Source organism: Nocardioides zhouii (assembly GCF_004137345.1).
Classification (GTDB): Bacteria; Actinomycetota; Actinomycetes; order Propionibacteriales; family Nocardioidaceae; genus Nocardioides; species Nocardioides zhouii.
Genome location: NZ_SDWV01000012.1, coordinates 78,314 through 103,200 on the forward strand (window position 1 = coordinate 78,314; position 24,887 = coordinate 103,200).

The 24,887-nt window shown below is 70.6% G+C and carries 33 protein-coding genes; 14 read left to right on the plus strand and 19 right to left on the minus strand.

The window, feature by feature from the left end; translation table 11 throughout:
• Window positions 1–68: 68 nt before the first annotated feature.
• From EUA94_RS22725 to EUA94_RS23135, 3 genes are read left to right on the plus strand one after another with little or no spacing between them, the layout of a single operon-like run.
• Complete coding sequence (locus EUA94_RS22725) at window positions 69–1,646, plus strand: bifunctional NAD(P)/FAD-dependent oxidoreductase/class I SAM-dependent methyltransferase (protein ID WP_129427328.1); 1,578 nt, start codon at window positions 69–71, stop codon at window positions 1,644–1,646.
• A gap of 31 nt (window positions 1,647–1,677) precedes the next feature.
• Complete coding sequence (locus tag EUA94_RS13110) at window positions 1,678–2,097, plus strand: TspO/MBR family protein (protein ID WP_242494856.1); 420 nt, start codon at window positions 1,678–1,680, stop codon at window positions 2,095–2,097.
• The gene (locus EUA94_RS23135; protein WP_422879901.1) at window positions 2,097–2,207 is read left to right on the plus strand and encodes a tryptophan-rich sensory protein; all 111 of its coding nucleotides are present in this window, start codon (window positions 2,097–2,099) and stop codon (window positions 2,205–2,207) included. The genes EUA94_RS13110 and EUA94_RS23135 overlap by 1 nt, the downstream gene beginning before the upstream one ends.
• A gap of 79 nt (window positions 2,208–2,286) precedes the next feature.
• On the opposite strand, the gene EUA94_RS13115 is transcribed toward EUA94_RS23135, so the two are convergent.
• The 5 genes from EUA94_RS13115 to EUA94_RS13135 all read right to left on the minus strand — a co-directional run bounded on the left by EUA94_RS13115 (window position 2,287) and on the right by EUA94_RS13135 (window position 7,828).
• Window positions 2,287–2,790: a gluconokinase gene (locus EUA94_RS13115; protein WP_129427329.1), complete on the minus strand. Its 504-nt coding sequence runs from the start codon at window positions 2,788–2,790 to the stop codon at window positions 2,287–2,289.
• A gap of 67 nt (window positions 2,791–2,857) precedes the next feature.
• A complete protein-coding gene (locus EUA94_RS13120; RefSeq protein ID WP_242494859.1) occupies window positions 2,858–4,225 on the minus strand; it encodes a GntP family permease in 1,368 nt (455 codons plus the stop codon).
• A gap of 64 nt (window positions 4,226–4,289) precedes the next feature.
• Complete coding sequence (locus tag EUA94_RS13125; RefSeq protein WP_129427331.1) at window positions 4,290–5,849, minus strand: AMP-binding protein; 1,560 nt, start codon at window positions 5,847–5,849, stop codon at window positions 4,290–4,292.
• Between the two features lie 12 nt (window positions 5,850–5,861).
• Window positions 5,862–6,989, minus strand: coding sequence for a DUF5938 domain-containing protein (locus tag EUA94_RS13130; RefSeq protein WP_129427332.1), 1,128 nt, complete (start codon window positions 6,987–6,989; stop codon window positions 5,862–5,864).
• 47 nt (window positions 6,990–7,036) lie between these two features.
• The gene (locus EUA94_RS13135) at window positions 7,037–7,828 is read right to left on the minus strand and encodes an SDR family NAD(P)-dependent oxidoreductase (RefSeq protein ID WP_129427333.1); all 792 of its coding nucleotides are present in this window, start codon (window positions 7,826–7,828) and stop codon (window positions 7,037–7,039) included.
• A gap of 121 nt (window positions 7,829–7,949) precedes the next feature.
• On the opposite strand from EUA94_RS13135, the gene EUA94_RS13140 reads away from it, so the two are divergent.
• The 3 genes from EUA94_RS13140 (at window position 7,950) to EUA94_RS13150 (ending at window position 9,279) form a co-directional block, all read left to right on the plus strand.
• Complete coding sequence (locus EUA94_RS13140; RefSeq protein WP_129427334.1) at window positions 7,950–8,600, plus strand: TetR/AcrR family transcriptional regulator; 651 nt, start codon at window positions 7,950–7,952, stop codon at window positions 8,598–8,600.
• 65 nt (window positions 8,601–8,665) lie between these two features.
• Complete coding sequence (locus tag EUA94_RS13145; protein WP_129427335.1) at window positions 8,666–8,983, plus strand: WXG100 family type VII secretion target; 318 nt, start codon at window positions 8,666–8,668, stop codon at window positions 8,981–8,983.
• Window positions 8,980–9,279 (plus strand): WXG100 family type VII secretion target, encoded by a 300-nt coding sequence (locus tag EUA94_RS13150; RefSeq protein ID WP_129427336.1) that lies wholly within the window; start codon window positions 8,980–8,982, stop codon window positions 9,277–9,279. Before EUA94_RS13145 ends, EUA94_RS13150 begins: the two co-directional genes overlap by 4 nt.
• Here EUA94_RS13150 and EUA94_RS13155 read toward each other — a convergent pair.
• The gene (locus EUA94_RS13155) at window positions 9,269–10,003 is read right to left on the minus strand and encodes an MOSC domain-containing protein (protein WP_129427337.1); all 735 of its coding nucleotides are present in this window, start codon (window positions 10,001–10,003) and stop codon (window positions 9,269–9,271) included. The two genes, EUA94_RS13150 and EUA94_RS13155, sit on opposite strands and share 11 nt — an antisense overlap.
• A gap of 24 nt (window positions 10,004–10,027) precedes the next feature.
• Entirely contained in the window at window positions 10,028–10,534 is a 507-nt protein-coding gene (locus EUA94_RS13160) for a hypothetical protein (protein WP_129427338.1), read from the minus strand.
• Window positions 10,535–10,665: 131 nt separating this feature from the next.
• Here EUA94_RS13160 and EUA94_RS13165 point away from each other — a divergent pair, with 131 nt between their 5' ends.
• The 3 genes from EUA94_RS13165 (at window position 10,666) to EUA94_RS13175 (ending at window position 12,873) form a co-directional block, all read left to right on the plus strand.
• Window positions 10,666–12,045: an RNase A-like domain-containing protein gene (locus EUA94_RS13165; protein ID WP_129427339.1), complete on the plus strand. Its 1,380-nt coding sequence runs from the start codon at window positions 10,666–10,668 to the stop codon at window positions 12,043–12,045.
• Between the two features lie 12 nt (window positions 12,046–12,057).
• Window positions 12,058–12,357, plus strand: a complete 300-nt coding sequence (locus tag EUA94_RS13170; RefSeq protein ID WP_129427340.1) for a contact-dependent growth inhibition system immunity protein — start codon at window positions 12,058–12,060, stop codon at window positions 12,355–12,357.
• Window positions 12,358–12,516: 159 nt separating this feature from the next.
• Window positions 12,517–12,873, plus strand: a complete 357-nt coding sequence (locus EUA94_RS13175; protein ID WP_129427341.1) for a DUF7674 family protein — start codon at window positions 12,517–12,519, stop codon at window positions 12,871–12,873.
• A gap of 78 nt (window positions 12,874–12,951) precedes the next feature.
• Here the strand turns inward: EUA94_RS13175 and EUA94_RS13180 are convergent, their stop codons facing one another.
• Window positions 12,952–14,055, minus strand: a complete 1,104-nt coding sequence (locus EUA94_RS13180; protein ID WP_129427342.1) for a potassium channel family protein — start codon at window positions 14,053–14,055, stop codon at window positions 12,952–12,954.
• A gap of 125 nt (window positions 14,056–14,180) precedes the next feature.
• Here EUA94_RS13180 and EUA94_RS13185 point away from each other — a divergent pair, with 125 nt between their 5' ends.
• Window positions 14,181–14,921, plus strand: a complete 741-nt coding sequence (locus tag EUA94_RS13185) for a matrixin family metalloprotease (RefSeq protein WP_129427343.1) — start codon at window positions 14,181–14,183, stop codon at window positions 14,919–14,921.
• 1 nt (window position 14,922) lies between these two features.
• On the opposite strand, the gene EUA94_RS13190 is transcribed toward EUA94_RS13185, so the two are convergent.
• From EUA94_RS13190 to EUA94_RS13220, 7 genes are all read right to left on the minus strand, one after another.
• Complete coding sequence (locus tag EUA94_RS13190; protein WP_129427344.1) at window positions 14,923–16,395, minus strand: cryptochrome/photolyase family protein; 1,473 nt, start codon at window positions 16,393–16,395, stop codon at window positions 14,923–14,925.
• A 34-nt stretch (window positions 16,396–16,429) separates the two neighbouring features.
• Window positions 16,430–16,837, minus strand: coding sequence for a type II toxin-antitoxin system VapC family toxin (locus tag EUA94_RS13195; protein WP_129427345.1), 408 nt, complete (start codon window positions 16,835–16,837; stop codon window positions 16,430–16,432).
• Window positions 16,824–17,051 carry a type II toxin-antitoxin system CcdA family antitoxin gene (locus tag EUA94_RS13200; protein ID WP_129427346.1) on the minus strand — a complete coding sequence of 76 codons (228 nt, stop codon included), beginning with the start codon at window positions 17,049–17,051 and terminating at the stop codon, window positions 16,824–16,826. Before EUA94_RS13200 ends, EUA94_RS13195 begins: the two co-directional genes overlap by 14 nt.
• 73 nt (window positions 17,052–17,124) lie before the next feature.
• Window positions 17,125–17,625, minus strand: coding sequence for a mycothiol transferase (locus EUA94_RS13205; protein ID WP_129427347.1), 501 nt, complete (start codon window positions 17,623–17,625; stop codon window positions 17,125–17,127).
• A 4-nt stretch (window positions 17,626–17,629) separates the two neighbouring features.
• Window positions 17,630–17,869 (minus strand): hypothetical protein, encoded by a 240-nt coding sequence (locus EUA94_RS13210; protein ID WP_129427348.1) that lies wholly within the window; start codon window positions 17,867–17,869, stop codon window positions 17,630–17,632.
• A gap of 53 nt (window positions 17,870–17,922) precedes the next feature.
• The gene (locus EUA94_RS13215) at window positions 17,923–19,047 is read right to left on the minus strand and encodes a serine hydrolase domain-containing protein (protein WP_129427349.1); all 1,125 of its coding nucleotides are present in this window, start codon (window positions 19,045–19,047) and stop codon (window positions 17,923–17,925) included.
• A gap of 19 nt (window positions 19,048–19,066) precedes the next feature.
• Window positions 19,067–19,288, minus strand: a complete 222-nt coding sequence (locus EUA94_RS13220; RefSeq protein ID WP_129427350.1) for a hypothetical protein — start codon at window positions 19,286–19,288, stop codon at window positions 19,067–19,069.
• Window positions 19,289–19,373: 85 nt separating this feature from the next.
• On the opposite strand from EUA94_RS13220, the gene EUA94_RS13225 reads away from it, so the two are divergent.
• Window positions 19,374–20,213 carry an oxidoreductase gene (locus tag EUA94_RS13225; protein WP_129427351.1) on the plus strand — a complete coding sequence of 280 codons (840 nt, stop codon included), beginning with the start codon at window positions 19,374–19,376 and terminating at the stop codon, window positions 20,211–20,213.
• Between the two features lie 55 nt (window positions 20,214–20,268).
• On the opposite strand, the gene EUA94_RS13230 is transcribed toward EUA94_RS13225, so the two are convergent.
• Window positions 20,269–21,438 (minus strand): hypothetical protein, encoded by a 1,170-nt coding sequence (locus EUA94_RS13230; RefSeq protein ID WP_129427352.1) that lies wholly within the window; start codon window positions 21,436–21,438, stop codon window positions 20,269–20,271.
• Window positions 21,439–21,558: 120 nt separating this feature from the next.
• Here EUA94_RS13230 and EUA94_RS13235 point away from each other — a divergent pair, with 120 nt between their 5' ends.
• From EUA94_RS13235 to EUA94_RS13245, 3 genes are read left to right on the plus strand one after another with little or no spacing between them, the layout of a single operon-like run.
• The gene (locus EUA94_RS13235) at window positions 21,559–21,978 is read left to right on the plus strand and encodes a hypothetical protein (RefSeq protein WP_129427353.1); all 420 of its coding nucleotides are present in this window, start codon (window positions 21,559–21,561) and stop codon (window positions 21,976–21,978) included.
• Window positions 21,979–22,016: 38 nt separating this feature from the next.
• Window positions 22,017–22,583 (plus strand): hypothetical protein, encoded by a 567-nt coding sequence (locus tag EUA94_RS13240; RefSeq protein ID WP_129427354.1) that lies wholly within the window; start codon window positions 22,017–22,019, stop codon window positions 22,581–22,583.
• A 29-nt stretch (window positions 22,584–22,612) separates the two neighbouring features.
• Window positions 22,613–23,209: a nucleoside/nucleotide kinase family protein gene (locus EUA94_RS13245; protein WP_242494857.1), complete on the plus strand. Its 597-nt coding sequence runs from the start codon at window positions 22,613–22,615 to the stop codon at window positions 23,207–23,209.
• Window positions 23,210–23,215: 6 nt separating this feature from the next.
• Here the strand turns inward: EUA94_RS13245 and EUA94_RS13250 are convergent, their stop codons facing one another.
• From EUA94_RS13250 to EUA94_RS13260, 3 genes are all read right to left on the minus strand, one after another.
• Entirely contained in the window at window positions 23,216–24,184 is a 969-nt protein-coding gene (locus EUA94_RS13250) for an ERCC4 domain-containing protein (protein WP_129427356.1), read from the minus strand.
• A gap of 84 nt (window positions 24,185–24,268) precedes the next feature.
• Window positions 24,269–24,649: a PIN domain-containing protein gene (locus EUA94_RS13255; protein WP_129427357.1), complete on the minus strand. Its 381-nt coding sequence runs from the start codon at window positions 24,647–24,649 to the stop codon at window positions 24,269–24,271.
• Entirely contained in the window at window positions 24,646–24,885 is a 240-nt protein-coding gene (locus EUA94_RS13260) for a ribbon-helix-helix domain-containing protein (RefSeq protein WP_129427358.1), read from the minus strand. Before EUA94_RS13260 ends, EUA94_RS13255 begins: the two co-directional genes overlap by 4 nt.
• Window positions 24,886–24,887 lie beyond the last annotated feature (2 nt).

Genomic DNA, 24,887 nt, shown 5'->3' on the forward strand with positions numbered 1-24,887 from the left:
CTGCACGTCATTTGCCGATTCAGCAAGAATGTTTGTCATTACGGCGAAGGCCCGTGCATCATCGGGGCATGACTGAGAACGAGATGCGCGACAGGTACGACGTGGTGGTGGTCGGCGGCGGTGCGGCCGGGCTGAGCGGTGCGATGGCACTGGGCCGGTCGAAGCGGTCGGTGCTCGTGATCGACGCCGGCGAGCCCCGCAATGCGCCCGCCGACCACGCCCACAACTACCTGGGCCGCGAGGGCGTGAACCCTCTCGAGCTGCTCGAGATCGGCCGCGCCGAGGTGGCGGCGTACGGCGTCGAGGTGCTCGCCGACCGCGTCGTTGGGCTGTCGGGCGGCATCGACGACTTCCTGGTGACCACCGCCGGCGGTCGGCGGGTCCGCGCGCGGCGCATCCTGGTGACGGGCGGCGTGGTCGACGAGCTGCCCGACGTGCCGGGCCTCGCCGAGCGCTGGGGCAAGGACGTGCTGCACTGCCCCTACTGCCACGGGTGGGAGGTGCGCGACCGGCCGATCGCGGTCCTCGCGACGATGCCGATGTCCGCGCACCACGGGCTGCTGTTCCGGCAGCTCTCCGACGACGTGGTCATGGTCGTGCACGACGGCGTCCAGATCCCCGAGGAGGAGATGGAGAAGCTCGGCGCGATCGGTGTCCGCTTCGCCCACGGCACGCCGCGGGAGGTCGTCGTCGACGGCGACGTGCTCGTCGGGCTGCGGCTCGCCGACGGCTCGATCCTCGAGCGGGACGCCATCGTGGTCGCCACGCAGCCGCACGTACGCGCCGACTTCCTGGGTCCGCTCGGCATCGAGCCGAAGCCGTTCGAGATGAACGGCGCCACGTACGGCTCGGTCATCGAGGTCGAGCCGAGCGGCGCGACCGTCGTGCCCGGCATCTTCGCCGCGGGCAACGCCACCGACATCGCGATGATCCTCATCGCCTCGGCGGCGCACGGCGTCCGCGTCGGCGCGTGGATCAACGCCGACATGGCCAACGCCGACGCCGCGAAGGCGGTCGTCGAGCGACGCGACGGGTTCTTCGAGCGGCCGGCGTGGGAGGAGCGCTACTCGGGCGACAAGGTCTGGAGCGGGCGGGTCAACGTCCAGCTGGCCGCGGAGGCACCGTCGCTCGCCCCCGGCCGCGCTCTCGACATCGGCTGCGGCGAGGGCGGCGACGCGATCTGGCTCGCCTCCCAGGGTTGGGACGTGACGGCGGTCGACTTCGCCGACGCCGCGCTCGCGCGCACCACGAAGCACGCCGAGGAGGCGGGAGTCGCCGACCGGATCGAGACCCGGCGGGTCGACGTACGCACCTTCGAGCCCGCGGGCGAGACCTGGGACCTCGTCACCTCCCACTTCTTCCACCTGCCCGACGGCGGCATGCCCGACGTCGTACGTCGGCTCGCGTCCGCGGTCGCTCCGGGCGGCACGCTGCTCGTGGTCGGGCACCACCCCGAGGACCTCGCGACCGGGCTGCGGCACGGGCACAACACCTTCATGTTCACCCCCGAGGAGCTGCTCCCCGCGGTGCCCGACGGCTTCGAGGTCGAGGTCTGCGAGGCGCGGCCGCGCACCCAGGCGCACCCGCACACCGGCGAGGAGATCGCCGTCGCCGACTCGGTGCTGATGGTCCGCCGCGCGGGGTGAACGTCAGGTCCGGGTGGGCATGATGGACGCCATGACCTCTCGCGATCTCGTCGTCGAGCCGGCCACCCGGCCGTGGTGGACCCTCGTGCCGTTCATCGTCGCGGTCGCCGCAGTGGCGGGCGTCGGCGGGCTCGCCGCGGCCGGCTCGCAGGCGACGTACCGCGCCCTCGAGCTGCCGGCGTACGCCCCGCCGTCCTGGCTCTTCGGGCCGGTGTGGTCGGTGCTCTACGTGATGATCGGCGTCGCCGGGTGGCTCCTGTGGCGGGCCGGCGGCTGGGACCGGGTGATGTGGCTGTGGGTCGCGCAGCTGCTGCTCAACCTGGCGTGGACGCCGCTGTTCTTCGCGGCCGACCTCTACACGATCGCGCTGGTCGAGAAGTCGCGGGTGGCGCCGCCGGTCCAGGCGCTGCGGGTGAGATCGTCGCCCTGGCGGCCTCGGTCGCGCTGCTGATCGCCTGGTCATGGCACCGGTCGCGGGTCGCCGCCTGGCTGCTCGTCCCCTACCTCGCCTGGGTCTGCTTCGCGACCGCGCTCAACGCCGGGATCGTCGTCCTCAACTGACTGGTCGCACGCCGTGGACGCTGGGCGCACGGCATGCCGTGCGTCGAGCGGACGTAGGTCCGCTCGAGTCGACAGGTGGTCAGCGGAGGTCGAGGCGCGCCAGCACGTCCTCGACGATCCGGTCGAGCGACTCGGCGGGGTCCACGTCCATGCCCGACTCGTCGGGCTGGAGCGGCTCGAGGGTGTCGAGCTGCGACTCGAGCAGGCTGGGCGGCATGAAGTGCTCGCGGGCATTCATCCGGTCGAGGATCAGGTGCTTGTCGCCGGTGGCGTGCACGAAGAAGGTGCCCTCGCCGCCGCGACGCAGGACGTCACGGTAGGACCGGCGCAGCGCGCTGCACGTGATGATCGTCGGCTCGTCGTGCGCGTCGCGCTCAGCGGTCCAGTCGGCAAGCGACTCCAGCCAGCCCCAGCGGTCCGCGTCGGTGAGCGGGGTGCCCTCGGCCATCTTCGCGACGTTCTCGGGCGGGTGGAAGTCGTCCCCCTCCGCCATCTCCCAGCCGAGCCGCTCCTGCACGGCGCGGGCGATGGTCGACTTCCCCGAGCCGGAGACACCCATGAAAATCAGATGGAGCGCGGTCATTCGGGGTCCCCGCGGCGTTGTTCGGCGGAGGAGCGAAGCGGAGGAGACGAAGAACGTCGTGGGGTATTCATCCGATCGCCCAGACTCCCAGGGCGAGCACGAAGATCGTGACGCCGAGCGTCGTCTCCAGCACCGTCCAGGTGCGCAGCGTCGTCTTCACGTCCATCCCGAAGAACCGGCCCACCAGCCAGAAGCCGGAGTCGTTGACGTGGGAGAGCACGGTCGCGCCCGCGGCGATGGCGAGCACGAGTGCGACCTTCTGCAGCGACGACGGGTCGGCCTCCACGACGGCGGCGGACAGCAGTCCGGCCGTCGTGGTGAGCGCGACCGTGGCCGAGCCCTGGGCGACGCGCAGGATCGTTGCGATGACGAACGCGGAGACGATCAGCGGGAGGCCGAGGTCGGCCAGCGAGTCCGAGAGCGCCGCCCCGATGCCGCTGTAGCGCAGCACGCCGCCGAACATGCCGCCGGCACCGGTGATGAGGATGATCGCGCAGATGGGGCCGAGCGCGTCGTTGAGCAACGACTCGATCTCCGCGCGCGAGTGGCGCTTGATGGCGAGGGTGTACGTCGCGACGAGCAGCGCGATGAGCAGCGCGACGGGCGTCTGGCCGATGAACACGAAGACGTCGACGAGGCCGCCCTCGGCCGCGATCGACTCATTGGTGCGCAGGGTCGTAAGGACGGTGTTGGCGCCGATCAGCACCAGCGGCAGCAGCAGGATCCCCAGCACGTGGGCGAACGCCGGCCGATCGCCCTCCTCGACCTCCCGACCACCGGTGAGCACCGAGTCGTCGATGGGGACGTGCACCTTGCCGAGCCACGTCACCGTGACGACGTACACACCGATGACCCAGGCGATCACGGCGATGACCACACCCACCAGGAGCGTCAGGCCGATGCTGGCGCCGAGCTCGGTGGCCGCGGTGACCGGACCGGGGTGCGGCGGGACGATCGCGTGCATCGCGGCGAAGGCACCCGCGGCGGGCAGGGCGTACATCAGGACGGATCCGCCGAACCGCTTCGCGACGGAGAAGATGATCGGGAGGAAGACCACCAGGCCGGCGTCGAAGAAGATCGGGAGACCGAAGAGCAGCGACGCGACGCCGAGCGCCAGCGGGGCGCGCTTCTCGCCGAAGCGGCTGACGAGGGTGTCGGCCAGCACCTGCGCGCCACCGGTCACCTCGAGCAGCCGCCCGATCATCACGCCGAGCCCGACAAGCAGCGCGACCGTGCCGAGGGTGCTGCCGAAGGCGGCGATCGAGATGGTCGGCACGTCCGCGACCGGTACGCCGGCGGCGACCGCGGTGCCGAGGCTGACCAGCACGAGCGCCACGAAGGCGTGCAGGCGCAGCACGATGATGAGGACGAGCAGGACGGCGACGGCGATCGCTGCGATGAGGAGCAGCGTTCCGGAGCCGTAGACAGGGTCCATGGTGTCCACGAGAGGTGCCTCCGAGATGGCGGTGGGGGTGGTCGGTCCACCCTCGCACACACCGCTAGACCGACGACGAGAGCTCGCTCTTGATCTCCGTCTTGAGCACCTTGCCCACCTTGGAGCGCGGCAGGTCGTCCCAGACGTGCACCTCCTTGGGCGCCTTGACCGAGCCGATGCGCTGCTTGACGAACGCGATCAGCTCGTCGGGGTCGACCGTCGCGCCGGGGTGCGGTTGTACGACGACCACCACGCGCTCGCCCCACTTGTCGTCGGGTCGCCCGATCACCGCGCAGTCCTGGACGGCCTCGTGCGCGAGCACCGCCTGCTCGACCTCGGTCGAGTACACGTTGAAGCCGCCGGTAATGATCATGTCCTTGGCCCGGTCGACGATGTGGAGGAAGCCCTCGTCGTCGAGGAAGCCGATGTCGCCGGTGTGAAGCCAGCCGTTGCGGAGGGTGCGGGCGGTCTCCTCGGGGTTCTGCCAGTAGCCGGCCATCACCAGCGACGACCGCGCACAGATCTCGCCTCGCTCCCCCGGCGCCACCGGCCGGTCGTCCTCGTCGAGGATCGCGACCGTGACCAGCGGCGCGGGCCGACCGGCGCTGGTGAATCGCTCGGTCGCCACCGAGCCGTCGGCCCGGAAGTGGGCCGCGGGCGGCATCATCGAGATCATCATCGGCGCCTCGGTCTGCCCGAACAGCTGCGCCATGACCGGCCCGATCCGGGTGAGTGCCTCCTCGAGCCGCGACGCCGACATCGGGGCCGCGCCGTACCAGAAGCACTGCAGGCTGCTCAGGTCAGTCGACTCGAGGTACGGGCTGCCGAGCACCATGTAGATGAGCGTCGGCGGCAGGAACGTGTGCGTGACGCGGTGCTCCTCGACGAGCCGCAGGAAGCCGCCGACGTCGGGTGCGCGCATGATCACGACCTCGCCGCCGAGCGACAGCACCGGGAAGCAGAGCACCCCGGCCGCGTGCGTGAGCGGCGCGAGTGCGAGGTAGACCGGCGGGCCGTCGAACGGGTAGCCCATCAGCGTCAGCGCCGTCATGGTCTCGAGGTTGGTCGGCGTGAGCATCACGCCCTTGGGTCGACCGGTCGTGCCGCCGGTGCCGACGAGCATTGCGAGTCCGTCGGCACCGGGGCGATCGCGGAGACCGGGCACGGTCGCGCCCGATCCGTTGGCGAGGAAGTCCCGCCAGGACAGGGATCCGTCGTCGGCTCCTTCTTCGGGGCTGTCCAGGCAGACCCACGTGTGGACCCCCGGCAGCTCGTCGCGGATCGAGGCGACGAGCGGCGTGAAGCCCGACTGGTAGAGCACGACCTCGGCGCCGAAGAGCTCGAGCAGCTCGCGGTTCTCCGCCGCCTCGTTGCGCGGGTTGATCGGGCACCACACGCCACCCGCCCGACTGATCCCGAAGACGCACGTGAACGCGACCGGGTCGTTGGCCGAGAGGATCGCGACCCGACCGCCCGCGCCGAGGCCGCGCCCGAGCAGCGCGGCCGCGACCTCGTGGGACAGCCCCACCACGTCGGCGTACGACAACGTGGTGCCGTCGGTGGTCAGGCAGGGGCGGTCGACGCCGAGGCTCGCGCCCTTGTCGAGGTAGTCGTGCAGCAGCATCTCGGTCCCGGCTCAGTCCTGCGTCGTGAGCACCGGCGAGGAGACCAGGCCGAACGAGCGCAGCACCCCGAGGAGCTCGTGGTGCCCGAACGCCTGGCAGCCCGACGCGAAGCCGACCCGGCGCGGCGGCTGCTGCAGCAGGGAGTAGGCGGCGTACGCCTGCATGAGGCCGGTCTGCTTGTAGTTGGAGTTGCCGTGGATCACGCAGTGCGCGCGGCCCAGCGGTCCGGAGGCGTGCACCGAGTCGAGCGACTTGTTGACCCGCGGGTTCTCGCGCGGCGGCATCTGGTCCATCACCTGGCGGGCTGTCGCCGTGAGCGCGGCCGCCCTGTCCGCCTCGTTCATCTCCTTGGTGGCCTCGATGGCGCCGGCGACGATGAGCGGCACGCCGTTCATCAGCGCCGCGTTGAAGACGCCGCCCTGCGCCTTGCAGTTGGCGACGCGCGGGTCGCGCTTGAACCAGACCGGGTGCGACGTCCCGCCCCACGGCAGCGACTGCGCGAGCTCGTGCTGGCCGGGGACGACGAGCGGCGTCAGTCCCTGGGCGGGGTCGAAGGGGACGTACGCGTTCTGCTCGAGGAAGTGGGCGGCCGAGTTCGCCGCGTTGACCAGGATCGTCTCGGTCGAGGCGATCGTCGGGGAGCCGCCCCAGAACACGGCGATGTCGAGGGTGTCGAGGCCCGGCTTGTCGAGGCAGAGCTGGGCGGCGATCTCGCCGGTGGTGTACATCTGCGCGATTCCGGGCGCGAGCAGCAAGCCCGCCTCGGCGAACTTCGCACCCCACTGGTCGTCGCACGCCATCAGCCAGTCCTGCTCGCCAGTGGTGTCCGTGTAGTGCACACCGGCCTTGAGCGCGGCCTCGACCGCGACCGGGCCGAGCGTGCTGAACGGACCGACCGTGTTGCACACGACCGAGGCTCCGTCGAACAGCTCGGCCAGGCTCTCGACGTCGTGGTCCACCGTCTTGATCTCGTAGTCGGCGGTCTCGACGCCGGCGACGTTGTGCGCCAGCGACGACTCGAGCTTCTCCTGGCTGCGCCCGGCCGCGACGAACGGCACGTTGTACTCGCGCAGGTACTCACAGATCAGGCGGCCGGTGTAGCCGGACGCTCCGTAGACGACGACCTTCTTCTCGCTCATGGGCTCTCTCTCGGGTTCGGGGTGGGTGGCGTACGGGCGGGCGGAGCTCACATGCCCATGCCGCCGTCGACGGGGATGCCGGCGCCGTTGATGAAGCGCGAGGCGTCGGAGGCGAGGAAGACCACGGCGTCGGCCATGTCCTCGACCTCGCCGAGGCGGCCCGACGGGGTCAGCTCGATGACGGCGCCGACGGCCTCCTCGGGGCTGCCATAGAGGCCGAGGCTCGCCATGTCGTTGGCCAGGCCCGCGCCCATCGCCGTCGGGACCAGGCCGGGGTAGATGCAGTTGACGCGTACGCCGTAGCCGAGCTTGCCCGACTCCATCGCGGCGACGCGGGTCATCCGGTCCACCGCCGACTTTGTGCCGGAGTAGATCGAGATCGCGGGGAACGCGATGGTCGCGGCGACCGAGGAGATGTTGATGATCGAGCCGCCCTTGCCGGCGGCGCCGTCGGGACGCATGGTGCGGAGGCCGTGCTTGAGGCCGAGCGCGGTGCCGAGGATGTTGACGTCGAGCATCTTGCGGATGTCGTCGGGCTCGACCTCGGTGATCAGGCTGGAGATCTCGATACCGGCGTTGTTGACCAGCACGTCGAGGCCGCCGAGCTGGTCGACGGTCGCGGCGACCGCCGACTCCCAGCCGGCCTCGTCGGTCACGTCGAGGCGTACGTAGCCGTGCCCCTCGCCGAGGCTCGCGGCCGTGTCGGCGCCGGCCTCGTTGACGTCGGCGATCATCACCCGGGCGCCGGCGCCGGCGAGGGCGCGGGCCATCCCCTCGCCCAGGCCCTGGGCACCTCCCGTCACCAGGGCGACGCGGCCGGTCAGGTCGATTGAAGTCATCGGAGAGCTCCTCTGGGTGCGGACGGGTGATGGTGCTCACACTGGCCCCGATTCTTGACGACTGTCAAGGAAATCTTTGGACAACTGTCAAGACGGCCGCTCGTGCCGCTAGGATCACGGCATGGCCGTCCCTCCCGCTCCCTCCGTCGCCGACCCGGTGGCGACCGCGGCGGCGCGCGTGAGCAAGCACGACACCCGACGCGACCAGCTCGCCGAGTCGGCGCTGACGACGCTCGGCCAGCTCGGCTACGCCAAGACCTCGCTGCGCGAGATCGCCCAGCACTCGCCGTACTCGCACGGGGTCGTGCACTACTACTTCTCCAACAAGGAGGAGCTGATCACCTACTGCGTGCGCTACTACAAGCGCACCTGCGTGACGCGCTACGACGAGATCGTGTCGTCGTCGGAGACGGCAGAGGAGCTGCAGTCGCGCTTCGCGGCCAAGCTCGCCGAGACCATCCGCGAGGAGGGTCCGATGCACCAGCTCTGGTACGACCTGCGCAACCAGTCGATGTTCGAGCCGGCGCTGCGCGAGGTGGTCCTCGAGATCGACGGCCAGCTCGAGGCGATGATCTGGCGGGTCATCTCGCGTTACGCCGACCTGGCTGGCCGACCGGCTGCCCTCGATCCCTCGACCACCTACGGCATGCTCGACGGGCTCTTCGCCCAGTCGCTGCTCTCCTGGGCGACCGGTCCGCGCGAGGCCCGCGAGGACGTCCTCGCGGTGCTGAGTGCGCGGGTCGACACGCTGATGCCGTCGCTGCTCGCCTGATCCGGTTCTCCACAGATTGCTGTTCGGGGCTCCCGCTCGCGCTCTGGGCCGGTCACGATCGACCCATGATCCTCTCGGGAACGATCACCCTCGACCCTGCCGCCCACGCCGCCACGACCGCCGCCCTGCGCGAACGGCTCGAGGACCTCGACGTACGCCGTCGCCGGGCCGACCGGTCGATCGAGGGCGTCCTCGCCACCTGGCGTGGCAGCGCCGCCGACGCCTTCCGCGCGCGGTGGGAGGAGTGGAGCGCGGCGACGGCGGGCGTGGTCGAGGAGCTCGCGGTCGCGACCCAGGCGCTCGACCTCGCGCGAGCCGGTCTGGCCGCAGCTGATGACGGTGCCGGCGGTTCGTCCGAGCGTCTCGAGGGTCGGCTCCGATGACCTCGTTCGACGTCGACCTCGGCGAACTCCGCGCGGCGCTCGCCGAGCTGGCCGCCTGCCAGCGCGACCTCGTCGGCATCGCCGCCGAGATCGACCAGGCGCAGACCCGGCTGCAGGACGACTGGACGGGGCGTGCCGCCGATGCACAAGTGCTGTCGTACGCCTCCTGGCGCGACGGGTGCGCCGCGATGGTGACTGCGCTCGCAGGGTTGCGAGCGATCGCCGGCGCCGCGGACGACTCCTACTCACGTGCGGCATCGGCCAACGTCGAGATGTGGCGGCAGGTCAGCGCGTGACGGCGACCCTGCCCGGCGTGACGACCGTGGCGTAGACCCCGAACATCGGCTCGCCGGCCTTGTTGGTCGGCCTGCTGTGCGTGAGGGCCTTCAGCAGCCGCGCGTCCTTGGCGCCGGTCTCCGGGTGGTGGTCGATGACCGCGCACCGCGGGATCGGCCCGCCGATGCGGATCGTCGCGACGCCGACGGTCATCGTCCGGCCCAGCCACGTGTCCTCGACCCAGGGCTCGTCCGTCTCCACCACCAGCGTCGCCCGGAAGCGTGCCGCCTGCTCGCCCTCGTCCAGCGCGTCGAGGGAGGCCGTCGTCACGAGGGTGATCGGATCGGCGAAGACCACGGCACCCCGCGGCGACCGCGCAAGACGTACGTCCTGGCCGAGGTGAACTGACATCAATTCAGCGTGCGGTCCGTCCGTCAGCGCGAGGTCGACCTGCCTCCCCCAGTAGTCGCACGTGATGGTCTCGCCGCTCGTTGTCGCAGGCCCGTCGACGGACTCGCCGCTCGGCAGCGTGAGCACCAGCGCGTCGTCGTACGACCGCGCGACGACGCCTATCAGCGACGGGCGCTGGACGGTCCTCAGGACGCGGCCCTGCGCCGGGTCGACAAGGCAGTACGCGCGATCCCCGACAGGACCGCGCTCATCGAGGTCGATGTGGTCGAGGGCGAGGTGGCGCATGCCCTTGACCGGCGAGAACCCGGCACGGCGTACGACGAGCTCCTCCATGCCACGCATGCTCGCACGGCCGGCTCACGCGCGGCGCGGGCGGAAGACGATGACGTTGTCGGGCCTCTTCCGGCTGCGCTGGGCGAGTGGCCGCGGCTGTGGCTGTGGGACATCGCAGGGCTCCGGCAGGGGAAGTCCGTGCACCTCGTCGTTGACGACCGCGACGAACCGCGCCACTCGGTCGCCAGGCCCGCGACCCAGGACGGCGCCACTGAGCACGTGGTCGAACGTGAACTCCGCGAACTTCTGATGCCCCTCCGCCTTCGCGCCGGGACGGAGCAGGTGGTCGAGGACGAAGCGGAGGGAGTCGACCATCCACCTCGAGTCCTCCTCGCCGTTCCACTTCAGGCAGCAGCCGTCCGGACAGACTTCCCACGCCAGCCGGGCGAACGGCACCGTCGGGTCCCCACGACCCGTCGGTGTTCCGCGCAGGGTGCCGTCGGAGTCGAGGAGGCCGAAGAGGAACGCGCTCTCGGCGTCGTTGAGTGCGGGCCGGACCTGGATGCGGCCGATGAAGTCGTGATGGGTCATCGCCCTCACCTGCCCACGCCGGTAGGGCGAAAACGCCGGTATCCGGATCTGTGGAGAACCCCGATCGCCTCCTCCACAGATTGCTCGGAGGGGGTCGCGAGGGCCCCGGCGATCCGGCAAGGGTGGTCGGTGTGCGGATCACTGTGGAGTGCGGCGGGTTCACCCGGGCGGCCGACGCCTGCCTGACCGCCAACCACACCAGCGCCGTGCTGACCGAGTCCCTCCCCGCGCGACTCGGCGCCTCGGCCGGGATGGCGGGCAACGACGCGACGAGCGTCGGCTTCGCGGCGGCGTACGACGCCGGCGCGCGCGAGGCCGTGGCGGCGCTCGCGGACCTCACCCACGCCTTCATCGGCGCGGGTCGACTCCTGACCGCGACCGGCGCCAACCACGCCTCGGCCGAGGTCGGCGCTGGCGGGATCGCCGTCCTCGGCCATGCAGGCGGCGACCTCGACGACTCGGCCTTCGTCCGCGTACGACCGGCGTCTCCTCCGACGAGCCTCGGACACCAGGAACCGTCGCTCGGCGTCGTCGACGCCTGGATCCTCGACCAGGTCGAGGGCTTCGTCTGGCCCGGTGCCGACGTCGAACGCCTGCGCGCAGCCGGCGACGCCTGGCGCCGAGCTGCCGCCTCCACCGCAGGTCTTGCTGACCACGTCGACATGGCGGTCGCGCTGATCGAGGGGCAGCGCTCCCCCGAGGTCCCGTACGCGGTCGATGCCCTCGGCGAGCTCACCCGCCTCATCGGCGACACCGCCTGGCAGCTGTCCCACCTCGCCGACGCGTGTGAGGAGTACGCCGACGCGGTCGAGGAGACCCGCGACCGCACCCGCGAGCTGTTGGGCGAGGTCGCGCAGATGATCGTGGAGGGAGCGGCCATCTCGGTGATCGTCACCGGTCTCACCGGCGGTCTCGGCGGCGGTGCGACTGCAGTTGCCGCGGCTGCCCGCGTGCGCTCCCAAGCCCCTCGGTTCTACGCCCTGCTCGTCTCGCTCCGCGCCGGCGTCGCCGCGACCGCGGCCCGGCTCGAGCGGGTCCGCGACGAGCTCGCGGTGGTGCGGACGCGTGTGGAGAAGTTCGTCCGGGTGCCCGTGCGAGATGAGGTGGGGGCCGTCAACCCGTCAGCATGGGTGCCACGCAAGCCCGGCTGGCTCCGGTCGCACGAGGTGCCTCCTGGACACACCATCGAACGGCACGTCGGAAGGACGTTGGACGAGTTGACGCAACGGTTGAACCTACGGCCAGGCATGCCTCTCGCTTCGACCTTCGATGACCAGCAGAGCGCCGAACGCCTCATCGCGTTGACGCTCGAGCGGCGGGCCGAGGAGATTGAAACGTGGCTGCTGGACCCGACGCACCGCCTCACTCTCATCGAGGACCTGGCGCAGCGGACCGGAACAACGATGGGGCGAGACGGAATAGTTCATACGCCGACCGGCATCAGAGTTGTCTTGTTGCCCGACAGCCGCGCTCGATCAGGTTGGCGCATACTGACAGCGTTCCCCGATTGAGGAGGATCGACCATGGAAGCCGTGAAGTATCTGATGGGTGCCTACTTCCACCAGGACTGGGACATCGACGGTGGACTCGTGTCCGACACCGTCTCCGCGTTTCTCCGCGAGCGGCGTGAACTGGTCATGGCGACGGTCGACCAGATCGGCGCGCTCCTCGAGGTAGACCTGCCCGAGGGAGGGCTGGATGCTCAACTGGAGGAGTGGGGCTGCCAGTACTACGCCGGCGAGACGGATGACGCGTACCGAGCATGGCTCAAGGACATCCGTGACCAGATGCGCTCGTTCCTCTCCACCAGCGCAGCTTCCTGATCACACTCCCTGACCCGCGGGCGCCGCTGAGAACACCGCCGAGGGACTCGGCGGCGACGATGCGTGTTGGAGCGCTGGTGAGCACTGCATCCAGACGCGTCCAAGTCTGACCGATATTGCACGCGAGCTGGCAGACGAGATCCGAAAGGCACTCCAGTCATGACCACGTCGCAGGACCTCGTACGTCGACTCGTCTCGGACTTCCCCGACCTCCAGGCGATGATGGACGAGCACCTCGCCGATCAGGAGGGCGAGCTGCTGCCCTACCTCTTCCTGGCGGACGTCGCGCGGTGGGCCCACAAGGCCCTCGACGCCGATCCCGAGGGGGTAGGCGATGTCGTCGACTGGTTGGAGGACGAGTTCGTGATCGCCGAGCCCGCCGAGCAGGACCTCATCGGTCTCGGTTTCGTGGAGGCGATCCCGTTCCCACCCGAGGGCGCAGCGCTCTTGCTGCGCCTGGGGCCGGCGCTTACGCACGTGGCCGCGGAGCTCGGTCTCCTGCCGGCCGCAGACTAGGCCACCTCCTCACGGCCCTTGGGCAACAGCCGAGCCCCAGGACGGACCTAGCGGCGCGGTGCTCCACTGTCGCAGCGTTCAGCCGTTGTCGACCTTCAGCGGCGCGAGTGTGCCGAGGGACTCGGCGACGACGACGGCGTCGTCCCCGGGCTGGAGGCGGAAGTCGGGGCCGGGGTTGACGAAGGACGCGTCGTCACGGCCGACCGCGAGGAGGGTCGCGTTGTGGTCGCTCCGCATCCGCGAGGACAGCTCGTCGATCGACAGGCCGATGTAGTCCTCCGGGAGGGAGACGCGGTAGAGCTCGGACCCCTCGCCGCCGGACACGATGTCGGTGACGATGCCCGCGATCCCGGGGTAGAGCGACGACCGGGCGAGCAGCCGTGAGGCGATGCGCGACGTCACGACGATCTCGTCGGCGCGAGCCCGCTTGAAGTGCTCGACGTGCGCAGGGTTGTTCGCCTCGACCACCGTGCGCACCTGGGGAGCGATCGTCTCGATCGCCATCACCGTCAGGATCGAGCGCATGTCGGCGTCATTGCTGGCGTCCGCAGGACAGACGATCGCCGCCATCGCCTCCTCGATCCCGGCCCTCCGGAGGTCGTCGGCGTTGGTGCAGTCGCCGCTGACGAAGTAGGCGAGCGACCCGGCCGGGTTCTTGTCGGAGCTGTGCACCACGACGACCTTGGGCGTGTACTCGTCGGTGGACAGCTCGGTGATCAGTTCCCGTGCGGTGGAGTTCCACCCGCACACCACGATGTGGTCGCGGTAGCCCGATGCACCCATGCCCTGACCTTCTTTCAGCAGGAAGTCGATGACGAAGCCCACGAGCGCACCGGTGATTGTGGCGACGATGGCGACGCCGAAGAGCACGAGCAGCCAGCTCACGAGATACCCGGCCACGGACGTGACGTACGACGCGTCGCCCGCACCCATCACCGTCGTGACGCCCCAGTAGAAGGTCGCGCCGAACGACTCGGCGACGGTTCCGACCGAGTCACGCTGACCCTCGATCGCGGTGACGACGACCGACGCGACCGCGACCACGGCGAACAGCCCGAGCATCAGGCGGAGGAAGAAGCCGCGCTCGATGCCGGCGGTGAGCCGCTGCGCGTGGAAGCCGATGCGGCGCAGCACCGGGGAGACGAACACGTGCTGCAGCCGGCGCGCCAACCGTCCCCTCATGGCATCCCTCGACCCCGTCGGCAGCGGCCGCTCCGCTGACGGACCGATGCTGCCAGCGCTGCCCCGTCGCTGACTAGATCCGCTAGACCGCTGACGCACGCCCGCGGACACCCGAGAATCAACGGGTGCCCCGGCGTACCTCCACCTGGCTGACCGTCATCGCGACGGCCGCGATGCTCGCTGCCGTGGTGGCGTGGCACCCGTCCGAGCAGTTCGCGACGGTCCGCAGGGCGATCGGCCTCGGCGCAGAGCGGCCGCTGCCCGCGCCCGCCGTCGTACGCGCGGGCGGCACGTTCACCTACGCGATGACCCAGCCGGGAGCCGGCACCGACCCGGTGGGCTGGGACCCGTGCGAGGAGATCCGCTACCGGGTGAACCCTGCCGGCGAACCGCCAGGCGGCCGTGAGCTGATCGACCGTGCCATCACCCGCGTCAGCGAGGCGACCGGGCTGTCGTTCGACGACGAGGGGGACACAGACAGGCGGCCGTTCCCCGGCGGCGTCAAGCTGTTCGGCCGGCCCGACCCCGTCGTCATCGGCTGGGCTGACCCGACGGAGTACGCCGACCTCGCCGGGCAGGTCGCGGGTGTCGGCGGCGCCGTGGCCGAGCAGGGAAGCAACGGCCGGGTGCACTACGTCAGCGGCGGCGTGGTCCTCGATGTCGAGGCGTTCACCCCGACCGCCGTCGCGCAGCAACCGCGCGTCCTCGAGGCGATCGTGCTCCACGAGCTCGCCCATGTCGTCGGCCTCGCGCACGTCAGCGAGCCGATGGAGCTGATGTTCGCGAACAACATCGGCCAGGTCTCATTCGGCCCCGGCGACCGCGAGGGTCTGGCCCGACTGGGCTCCCTGCCCTGCGGCGGCTGACCTACGGTGCGCGGTTGCCGCGTGCGTCCTCCTGCGCCACCAGCTCGTCGAGGTCCTTGAGCCGGTCGAGCCCGTTGACCGCGCGCGACATCCGGTGGTTGCCGGCGAACGTCTCCCGGTGCCGGTCGAGGAACCACCAGTAGCCGGCGGTGAACGGACACGCGTCCTCCCCCACCCGCACCTTCGGGTTGAAGCGGCACGACCCGCAGTGGTCGCTCATCGTGTTGATGTACGCACCGCCGGACGTGTACGGCTTCGTCATCATCACGCCGCCGTCCGCGTGCTGCGACATCCCGACGATGTTGGGCACCATCACCCAGTCGTACCCGTCGACGAACGCGCGGTGGAACCAGTCGGTCACCTGCGTCGGCGACCACCCGCGCTGCAGGGCGTACGACCCCAGCACCATCAGCCGCGGGATGTGGTGCACCCAGCCGTGCTCCGCGACCTGGCCGAGGGCGTGCGAGACGCAGCGGGCGTCCGTCGCGTCGGCGTCGAGATCCGTGAACCACTTCGGCATCTGCTCCCGCGCGCCGAGCGCGTTCTCGCGGCGGTACGCGTCGCCCTGGTGCCAGTAGGTGTGCCAGACGTAGTCGCGCCAGCCGATCACCTGCCGCACGAACCCCTCGACGCTCGCGATCGGCGCGCCACCGCTGCGGTACGCCGTCTCCGCGCGCTCGACGACCTCGAGCGGATCGAGCAGACCGAGGTTCATCGGCGCACTGATCAGGCTGTGCGCCATCCACGGGTCGCCCTCGAGGATCGCGTCCTCGTGGGCGCCGAACTCCGGCAGCCGGTGCTCGACGAAGTGGTCCAGCGCCGCCAGCGCCTCGCGCCTCGTCGCGCTGAAGATGCGCGGTCCGTCGCGGCCGATGAACGACACGTCACCGTCGCGCTCCCACCGATCAAGGTCCTCGCGGACCTGCGCGTCGATGTCATCCTCGCTCGGCCACCACGGCTCGGTGACGCCGAGCGTCGCGGCGCCCTTCGGCGGGGGCTCGCGGTTGTCGTGGTCGAAGTTCCACTGGCCGCCGGCCGGCTCGCCGTCGTCCATGAGCACCCCGTGCGCGACCCGCGCGCGCCGGTAGAAGTCCTCCATCACCAGGCGCTTGCCGCGCCGGCCCTCGGCCCACCGCTCGAAGTCCTCGCGGGCCGTCGCGAACCCCCGCGGCGGCAGCACCGTGCAGCCGAGCCGCTCGACCAGACCGAGCGCGGCGTACGACGTCGGGTGCACGACCTCGACGTCATCGAGGTCGCGCACCACCTCGGCGTACGTCTCCGCCCGGACGTACGCCAGCCGGTCCCCGAAGTCGGCGGCGCGGTGCCGCATCGCGCTCAGCACGAGGTGCGCCTTGGCGCGATGGAAGCGACGCCGCTTGAAGACCGACAGCGCCTCGACCATGAGCAGCGGGCCGCGGTGGTCGTCGGCGAAGTGCCGGCCGAGCTGGTCGCCGAAGAGCCACCGGGTCGTCATGCGGCCACCCTAGGTCGACGGGTGGAGCGAGACCTCACCCTTCGACACCGTCCGGCAGGACGGCGAGGTTGGAGGCGCGCGCGAGCCGAGCGTCGACGGTCAGGACGCGGGTGCCGAGCTGGTGGGCGAGCTCGACGTAGAAGGCGTCGGCAACCCTGAGGGACGCGGTCCTCTTCCACGCCCCCGCCACCAGGGGCGGGAGGTCGTGACGCTCGAGCGGGGTCCTCCCGAAAGTCGCCAGGGCACGGCCCGCCGCGGCCCGCGACAGGACGCCGGCCCGGTGGAGTCGGGCCAGGGCCGACGCAACCTCGAGGTCGACGTGCGCCGGCGCGTGCAGTCGACCACCGGCAAGCACTGCTGCGCTGGAGGACGCCGATGCGCCGGCGATGACCAGGTCCACCAGGATCGACGCATCGACCACCCAGCTCTCAGCCTCGGGCACCGAGCTCCTCACGAGCTCCGTCGATCGCCGCAAGGACGTCCTCGACCGCGATCGGCGTCGCGGGCGGCTTCGGCAGCGACCTCAACCATGCATCTGTCGCGTCACCCGCCAACGCGTCCGCCAGGGCTTGCTGGGTCAGGGCCGACACATTGAGTCCTGCCTGACGCGCACGAGTCGCGAGGTCATCAGGGACATACACGTTGAGCCGCGCCATACACACATGCTACACACTCACGCTGGCGCCCCCGCCGAAGCGATACCCCTGCCGCGATCTGTGGACAGCCGGACTAGCTCTGCTGAAGCCCCTTGACGTACGACGCCTGCCCGAGGTGCTGGAGGCAGTCACCGATGATGCTGACGAGCCGCTGGCCGGCCGTGACGGGCGGGTCCCAGTTCTGGTCGACCTCCCGCTCGAGCTCTCGGTCGTCGACGGTCTCGAGGTAGCGGGCGGTCGCGAGGGTGACCTGGTGGTGGTAGGCGACGAGCAGCTCGGGGTCGGTGATCCGGACGGCCTCGACCTGCTCGCTGGTGTGGCCGTAGCCGATGTCGTCGGTGCCGTTCGGCAGGCCGAAGCGCTCCTGCCAGTCCTCCCACACCTGCGGCGCCCCGGCGAGGTGGGCGATGTGGTCGTCCTGCACCCGCGCCAGGTGCCAGAGCAGCCAGGCGATGGGGTTGCCGGTGCCGCCCGGTCGGTGGTGGAGGGTCTCGTCGTCGAGCCCCTCGGCCACCCCGTCGTACAGCTCGGTGATGCGCCCGAAGGCCTCGGTCAGCACTCCGCGGGAGTCCATCAGGTCACTCGACCGGCGTCGCGGAGCTGACCTGCGGCGCGCTCGACTGCTCGTCCTTCATGCCGTCGATCTCCGCGAGGATGCGGGTCCGCTCGTCGTCGCTGAGCGTGACCTGCGCCTTCGCGAGCCCCTCGTCGAGCTGCTGGGCGATCGTGTCGTCCTCGGCGCTGTACTGGTACGAGCTCACCTGGTCGACCACGAGCTGGGCCGCCTCCGTCGCTGCCTGCTTCTTGTCGTCAGTCATGCATTCCAACCTAATGACGCCCTCCGACGCCACAAGGTCCCTCGGGGTGGCCGCTACTCGGCGGTGGCCGTCCAGAACGCCTCGAGCATCGCGACCGCGGGGTCGGCGAGCCCGATCTGGCTGAGCAGGACCGCGACGGTGCCGCTGTCGGGATGGACGTACGCCGACGTGCCCGTCCCGCCGACCCAGCCGTAGCGCCCGATCACGTTCCACGGGGAGATCAGGTCGGTGTCGACCCCGCCGCCGAACCCCCAGCCCTGACCGTCGAGGAAGAACCCGCCCAGCTCGCGGTGCTCCTTCGTTGTGTGATCGGTCATCATCTGGCGCACCGACTCGGGCTTCAGGATGTCTCCCCCGCCGTCGAGGAGCATCCGGCCGAACGCCAGCCAGTCGTCGACGGTCGTGACGAGTCCGCCGGACCCGGAGGCGAAGGCCGGCTCGGTGGTGAAGACGCCGTCGACCTCGTCGCTCACCTGGAGCACGCCGTCGTCGTCGCGGGAGTACAGCGTGGTGAAGCGGTCGAGCTTGTCGGCCGGCACGTGGAAGCCGCTGTCGACCATGCCGAGCGGTTCGAGCAGGCGCTCGGCCATCAGGTCAGCGAAGCCCTGCCCGGCCGCGCGCGCGAGCAGCACGGCGAGGACGTCGTACGACGCGTTGTAGGTCCAGCCCTCGCCCGGCTGGTGCATCAGCGGGATCCCGCTGAGCCGCCTCATCCACTCGTCGGGCTCGGGCACCGCGTGGATGTCACCGGCCGCCTGGCCCAGCTGCTCCATGAGCAGGCCGATGACCGGCGACTCCCAGGTGGCGAAGCCGTGCCCGGCCGTGCCGGTCAGCAGGTGGCGGGCGGTGATCGGGCGTACGGCCGGGACAGTGTCGTCGAGCGCGCTCCCTCGCTCGCGCAGCACGCGCGGCGCCGCGAGCTCGGGTAGCAGCTCAGCGACCGCAGCATCGAGGTCGAGACGGCCGTCCTCGACCAGCACCATCGCCAGCGCCGCGGTCAGCGGCTTGGTGATCGACGCCCCGCGGAAGATCGAGTCGCGCCGCATCGGCGCCCCACTGGTGCCCTGAGCGCCGAGCGTCGTGACGCGTACGTCGTCACCGCGCGCGATGAGCGCGACCAGTCCGGGGACGGCACCGGAGTCGACGTACGGGCGGAGGACATCACCGAGATCCGCCACCCCGAGAAGCCTCAGAACCTCAGAGGTGCTGCAGCTTGGCGTAGGGCGGCTTGATCCGCACCGACTGCTCGCCGAAGTCGACCGTGGCCGCGTGACTGTCGAGGTGCGTCACGACGCCGAGACCGTAGAGGTCGTGGCAGACGCGGTCGCCGACCTCGAAGACCTCAACCACGGCCTCGACCTTGGGGGCGAAGGGGCTGCTGCTGGTGTGTCTGGGCTTTGAACCGTATGAGCTGGTCATCGTCTGTCCATTATGCGCCCTTTCAGGTGAGATCGCCTCACTCAGGCCCAGATCTCTGCCTCCGCACCCCCACTACGCTCGCCACATGAGCACTCCCGACACCTCCCCGGTCGCCCTCGTGACGGGCGGTTCGTCCGGCATCGGCGAGAGCACCGCACGCGCCCTCCTGGTCCAGGGATTCACGGTGTACGCCGTCGCCCGCCGCGTCGACCGGATGGCCGCGCTGGCCTCGGAGGGCGTGCACACCTTCGCGATGGATGTCACCGACGACGCCTCGATGGTCGCCGGCATCGACCGGATCGTCGGGGAGCAGGGCCGCATCGACGTCCTGGTCAACAACGCCGGCTACGGGTCGTACGGCGCCGTCGAGGACGTGCCGATCGAGGAGGCGCGGCGCCAGTTCGAGGTCAACGTCTTCGGTCTCGCGCGCCTCGTCCAGCTCGTCACGCCGCACATGCGCGCGCAGAAGTCGGGCCGGATCATCAACATCTCCTCGATCGGCGGGAAGTTCTACGAGCCGTTCGGTGCGTGGTACCACGCGACCAAGTTCGCCGTGGAGGGCTTCAGCGACAGCCTCCGCATGGAGCTGCGGCCCTTCGGCATCAAGGTCGTCCTCATCGAGCCCGGCCCGATCCTCACCGAGTGGAACGAGATCGCTCGCGACTCGCTCCTCGAGCGCTCGGGTGATGGCGCGTACGCCGCCCACGCACGAAAGGCGCACGCCGTGCTGACGCGGTTCGACGAGCCGTCGCGGGCTTCGACGCCGGAAGAGGTGGCGGACAAGATCGTGAAGGCTGCGCTCGCGAAGCGTCCCGCTGCTCGCTACCCGGTGGGCAAGGGAGCACGGATGATCACCACCTCGCGCGACCTGCTCCCGGACCGGGTGTTCGACGAGGTCGTGAGCCGGACCTTCGGGACGCGCTGACCACAGAGTTCTTCGCGACCCGGCGCAGCTCGGTCTGGGCGGTGCGCGGCCGGCATCAGGCGAATGCACGACATGCTCGGGCGAGGTTGAGGAGGAGCCCCCGCGCCGGCTCGTGCACCAGCGACGCCCACCGCGCCCAGACGTCGTAGTGCCCGTCGCGGACCAGCAACCTGCGTGCGTCGGCACGCGCAGCCGGCTGGAGGATCGCGGCCGCTATGTGGGGAGCCTCGGACTGTTGGATCACGCCGTCGGCTGCTCGACGCAGGATGCGGAAGGCGGCTCGCGGGATCTCGTCACGGCCGGACCGGAGCTGCGCGGTGACGCGCTCCAGGTCGGCGGGCGGCGTACCGATCCTGAGGAGGTCGATGCTGAGCACGTCGGTGGTCAGCTCGTAGTCGTCGCGCATGAAGTCACGCTCCACCAGCCTGCCCTCGTCGAGCGCCTGCGTGACACGCGCCCATGGCTCCGATGCGCCGGACACCTCCCGAGCCACTCGCTCAGGCACGGCCATCGGCGCGGTGTCGAACATCAACAGGTCGTCGACGCCGCTGGGCACCAACCGCCCCAGCACCCACCCCTCGTCACCGGCGGTCGTCCGGGCACCGAGGTCGAGCACCTCCAGCGACGTACGCGCGCCGGGATCATGGATGCGCAGGCGTCCGCCCGGGCGGCTCGCTACGACCTGGTAGCCGCCCAGCGGAGCTCCCGCCCAGGACCTCGCCAGGTCCGCGTGCTCGGCGAGCCGATCCGTGACGAGCTCGTCCGCGAACCGGGTGAGCCCACCCAGGTCGTGGAGAAGGAGCTGGTGGAAGAGCCACGATTCCGAGGCCACCCAGGCGGCGACCTTGACCGGGTCGCCCGCGTTGGCATGGCAGTCGGCGAGCTGGTCGGCGTGAAAGGTCTCGACGGCGTACTTCAGCGCGAGCCGCTGCATCCGGCCGGACTCCGTGGCCGGGTCCTCACAGCGAACGGCCTGGTACGCCATCCAGCGTGCCCCCACCCATCCGGGGAGCTCGTCGCCGAGTGACGCGAGCTGGGTCAGCAGCACGTGGTGACGGCTCCGCTTGTTGAGCACAGGCACAGACGCGTGCAGGTGGAGTGCGCGGGCAGCGTCACCCGCCCGTTCGGCGGCATGGGACTGGTCGACCAGGTCGAAGTGGGCCGCGGTCATCTGGTCCGCGACGCGTGGCAGTCGGCGAAAGCCGGGAGTGGTGTTCCGAGACATGCCTCCAGCCAAGATCCGTTCAACAGCTCGCCGCAAGCGGCACGGACCGATCTGTGGATGACCACGGGACCTGTGGAGAAGCGTTCGCCAGGTGCGACGATCGCGTGCAGGGTCGGTGCCATGTTCGATCCAGTGCTCACCACCCAGTCACAGCTGGAGGACGCCTGGCGTGAGCTGATGGGGCCGTGGAGCTACGGCGGCCACACCGTTTGGATGATCCTCATCGTCGACGACCGCCCGCTGCCCCACCTCACCGAGATCGTGGAGGCCGAGGATCCACCTGACGCCGCCCACGCGGACGGCCTCGCCGAGATCCTCCTCATGCTTGACCGCGAGGTGGCGCCAGGCATGCGCGTCGCGTTCCTCCGGTCCCGCCCCGGCAAGGACATCGTCACGGACACCGACCGGGCATGGGCGACGAGCCTGTACGCCACCGCGCGCCGGGCTGGCGTGCCGTGCGAGGTGGTGCACCTCGCCACGCGCGGGGCGATCCGTCCCCTGCCGGCCGACGTGGTTGGACTCCGCTCGGCATCCGGGTGAGCAACCGGCGCGCTACGCGGGTGCGAGACCATGGGCGTATGGCGCTTTCCCTGGAAGAGGTCGAGGACCTGATCGACTCGTGGGAGCTCGACCCGCGCGTCGACACGGTCGTACCCGCCCACCAGCTGTTGGCGACGATGGCCGTCGGCGACCCCGGTCGCATCGACGTGTTGCAGGTGATCGCGGACCATCAGTCGATGCGCGGTGACGTCGACGCCGCCTTGTCGACCCTCGACCAGGCAGGCGCCGCGACGGACGAGGAGAACGACGTCCTGCAGGCCATGCGCGTGTCGTACCTCATCGGAGCCGGCCGAGGCGAGGAGGCCGAGGCGCTCCTTCGCGAGCTCCGCCGCCGAGGGTCGAACCTTCCGCGCGAGGCCCTCGAACGAGTCGCCGAGACGCTCGAGGAGAGCGGACGTCTGCGCGAGGCGATGCGGTGGTTCACCCTGGGCCTGCGTGACCTGCACCCACTCGAGGACGTCCCGGACTTCGACGAGGAGCAGGCCCTCATCGGCCGTCGGCGCGTGCGCGTGGCACTCGAGCTGCCACCAGACCACTACGACGCGCTCGCGCTCGCCACCTTGGACCGGAGACGAGCCAGATGACACCGTCCTCCACTCTGACGGATCGGGCTGTGTCGCTCCTGAGCGGCCCTGCGCGAGTGGTTCTCGGCATCACCGGTGCGCCAGGCGCCGGCAAGACGACGCTCACCGCGACGCTGCTCTCCGCGCTCGGCGAGCGTCTCGGCGAGGACGCCGTCGCCCACCTGCCGATGGACGGCTTCCACCTCGCCGACGTCCAGCTCGACCGGCTCGGGCGCCGCGACAGGAAGGGCGCGCCGGACACCTTCGACGTCGACGGATACGTCGCGGCGCTCCGGCGACTGAACGACGAGCCGGATCGGACCCTCTACGTCCCGGGCTTCGAGCGCAACCTCGAGCAGCCCATCGCCGCCGCGATCGCCATCCCGCCCGCTGCCCGGCTGGTGATCACGGAGGGCAACTACCTCCTGCTGCCCACCGCCGGCTGGGAGCGCGTACGCCCACTGCTGGCCGAGGTGTGGTTCGTCGAGGTCGACGACGACGTACGCCGCGAGCGTCTGGTCAGCCGACACGAGCAGTTCGGGAAGACACCCGACGCTGCCCGCGACTGGGTGGACCACACAGACGAGCCCAACGCCCGGCTGGTCAGTGCTACGAGCAGCACCGCAGACCTCGTCGTCACCCTCTGACCGGCGTCAGCCGTCGCGCGCGTCGAGGTACGCCGCGACGAGCCGGGCCGGGACCCGCCCGCGGTCGGAGACGTCGTACCCCTGCAGAAGGGCCCAGGCCCGCACCTCGGCCGGCGACGGGGGCGCCGGGGATAGTGGCGGTGCGGCAACGAGGTCGGCGGCGATCCGGGCAGCGGGACGTTCCTCGTCCGCGGCGACAGCCGCCGCAGCGAGGAACCGGTAGGTCCACTCCTGCGCCAGCTTGCGGGTCTCGCAGAAGAGGATCGGCACGCCCGGCCACCGGACCTGGCACTCGGCCAGCCCGTCCGCCACCACGGCGGGCCGCACGTGCGTGAGCTTGAACACGGCGGAGTAGCGGTCCTCCACCACGACAGCCGCCCTCGGGAGGGAGGCGAGCTCGGCGAGCTGGAAGCCGAGCTTGCCGCCGGTCAGCGACGACACGAGGTCATCCAGGCTCTTGCGCTCGACGCTTGCCAGCAGGCTGCCGTGGCGCACCACGCCGTAGTCGCCCGCATCCAGTCGCGCCCGCGTCGTGGTCGCTTGGCGGTCGGAGAACGTGTAGCCGTAGCGCTCGCGCGAGTCCACGACGATCTCCAGAGCCGCCACCCCCGAGGCGCGCGCGGTCGGCGTGGTCACCCGAGGGCGCGCCTTCTTGTTCGTCCTCGCGCTCTGCCAGAAGATCACCTGCCGCTGGCCACGCACCGTCGTCATCACGAACTGGGACCGGTTCTCCCGGCCGCGGTCGAGGACGAGGTCGATCGCGGCGCCGCGCCGTACGCAGCTGCGCGTGCCGACCCGCTCCACGATCTCGGCGTCGGCCGGCCACTCCTCCACGCGATGGCAGTAGACCTTCGCCGTCCGCGGCCACATCTCCCTGCTCTTGAGGACGACGCCATCGCCCAGCGGGATGCGGAGCAGGTAGGGCAGCGTCGAGTCCCCGTCGGGGTTGCGCGAGATCACGAAGTCGTCGGGCACGGGGCCACGCTAGCTCCGATAGATCCGACCGTGGTGTTGCTGTAGCCGACCGGTCCGCGGAGTTCCCACACGGAGATCCCTGGGTCACACCTCGATGATCACGAGGGTGGGATCTAGCCTCGCGATGTCACCTGCGTCCGACGTCAGCACCGCGAGCCCACGCCGCCGCGCGTGGAGGGCCACGTGTCCGTCGACGACATCCGGGATCCCGGCCGCGCCGCACATGACACCCACAGCACGCGCGGACTGCGCGTCCAGGTCGACCGTGATCACCTCACGGGCGTTGAGGAACCTCGCCAGCCGCGCCTGGTGACTCCCGTCCCGCCACACCTGTGCCACGACAGTGGCAGGCACCTCCAGCGAGGCGCCGGCAGCGACCGCGCGATCGAGCAGGCTGATCACCCGCCGCTCCCCTCGATCGACGGCGATCAGGGCACCAGCATCGAGGCAGAACCCGGTGGTCACGTCCCGAGCTGCGCCTTCGACAGCGCGTCCTGCACCCACGCCTCGTCCTCGACCGAGAGAGGCCCGGCCTCGACGAGCCACTCGGCCAGGACCTCGGCCACGGACTCGCGGTCGGCCTTCTCCCGCAGCGCGCCGGCGACGTACGCCGACACCGACGGTGCCTGACCAGACGCCACGGCAGCGATCGCTGCCTCGACGAGGTCCTCGGGGAGACTGACGGTGATGCGAGCGTTCATAC

Excerpts from the sequence above, each read along its gene's own strand:
- EUA94_RS22725 (WP_129427328.1), top strand. The coding sequence starts at position 69 with ATGACTGAGAACGAGATGCGCGACAGGTACGACGTGGTGGTGGTCGGC.
- EUA94_RS13110 (WP_242494856.1), top strand. The coding sequence starts at position 1,678 with ATGACCTCTCGCGATCTCGTCGTCGAGCCGGCCACCCGGCCGTGGTGG.
- EUA94_RS13115 (WP_129427329.1), bottom strand. The coding sequence starts at position 2,790 with ATGACCGCGCTCCATCTGATTTTCATGGGTGTCTCCGGCTCGGGGAAG.
- EUA94_RS13120 (WP_242494859.1), bottom strand. The coding sequence starts at position 4,225 with ATGGACCCTGTCTACGGCTCCGGAACGCTGCTCCTCATCGCAGCGATC.
- EUA94_RS13125 (WP_129427331.1), bottom strand. The coding sequence starts at position 5,849 with ATGCTGCTGCACGACTACCTCGACAAGGGCGCGAGCCTCGGCGTCGAC.
- EUA94_RS13130 (WP_129427332.1), bottom strand. The coding sequence starts at position 6,989 with ATGAGCGAGAAGAAGGTCGTCGTCTACGGAGCGTCCGGCTACACCGGC.
- EUA94_RS13135 (WP_129427333.1), bottom strand. The coding sequence starts at position 7,828 with ATGACTTCAATCGACCTGACCGGCCGCGTCGCCCTGGTGACGGGAGGT.
- EUA94_RS13140 (WP_129427334.1), top strand. The coding sequence starts at position 7,950 with ATGGCCGTCCCTCCCGCTCCCTCCGTCGCCGACCCGGTGGCGACCGCG.
- EUA94_RS13145 (WP_129427335.1), top strand. The coding sequence starts at position 8,666 with ATGATCCTCTCGGGAACGATCACCCTCGACCCTGCCGCCCACGCCGCC.
- EUA94_RS13150 (WP_129427336.1), top strand. The coding sequence starts at position 8,980 with ATGACCTCGTTCGACGTCGACCTCGGCGAACTCCGCGCGGCGCTCGCC.
- EUA94_RS13155 (WP_129427337.1), bottom strand. The coding sequence starts at position 10,003 with ATGGAGGAGCTCGTCGTACGCCGTGCCGGGTTCTCGCCGGTCAAGGGC.
- EUA94_RS13160 (WP_129427338.1), bottom strand. The coding sequence starts at position 10,534 with ATGACCCATCACGACTTCATCGGCCGCATCCAGGTCCGGCCCGCACTC.
- EUA94_RS13170 (WP_129427340.1), top strand. The coding sequence starts at position 12,058 with ATGGAAGCCGTGAAGTATCTGATGGGTGCCTACTTCCACCAGGACTGG.
- EUA94_RS13175 (WP_129427341.1), top strand. The coding sequence starts at position 12,517 with ATGACCACGTCGCAGGACCTCGTACGTCGACTCGTCTCGGACTTCCCC.
- EUA94_RS13180 (WP_129427342.1), bottom strand. The coding sequence starts at position 14,055 with ATGAGGGGACGGTTGGCGCGCCGGCTGCAGCACGTGTTCGTCTCCCCG.
- EUA94_RS13190 (WP_129427344.1), bottom strand. The coding sequence starts at position 16,395 with ATGACGACCCGGTGGCTCTTCGGCGACCAGCTCGGCCGGCACTTCGCC.
- EUA94_RS13200 (WP_129427346.1), bottom strand. The coding sequence starts at position 17,051 with ATGGCGCGGCTCAACGTGTATGTCCCTGATGACCTCGCGACTCGTGCG.
- EUA94_RS13205 (WP_129427347.1), bottom strand. The coding sequence starts at position 17,625 with ATGGACTCCCGCGGAGTGCTGACCGAGGCCTTCGGGCGCATCACCGAG.
- EUA94_RS13210 (WP_129427348.1), bottom strand. The coding sequence starts at position 17,869 with ATGACTGACGACAAGAAGCAGGCAGCGACGGAGGCGGCCCAGCTCGTG.
- EUA94_RS13220 (WP_129427350.1), bottom strand. The coding sequence starts at position 19,288 with ATGACCAGCTCATACGGTTCAAAGCCCAGACACACCAGCAGCAGCCCC.
- EUA94_RS13225 (WP_129427351.1), top strand. The coding sequence starts at position 19,374 with ATGAGCACTCCCGACACCTCCCCGGTCGCCCTCGTGACGGGCGGTTCG.
- EUA94_RS13230 (WP_129427352.1), bottom strand. The coding sequence starts at position 21,438 with ATGTCTCGGAACACCACTCCCGGCTTTCGCCGACTGCCACGCGTCGCG.
- EUA94_RS13235 (WP_129427353.1), top strand. The coding sequence starts at position 21,559 with ATGTTCGATCCAGTGCTCACCACCCAGTCACAGCTGGAGGACGCCTGG.
- EUA94_RS13240 (WP_129427354.1), top strand. The coding sequence starts at position 22,017 with ATGGCGCTTTCCCTGGAAGAGGTCGAGGACCTGATCGACTCGTGGGAG.
- EUA94_RS13260 (WP_129427358.1), bottom strand. The coding sequence starts at position 24,885 with ATGAACGCTCGCATCACCGTCAGTCTCCCCGAGGACCTCGTCGAGGCA.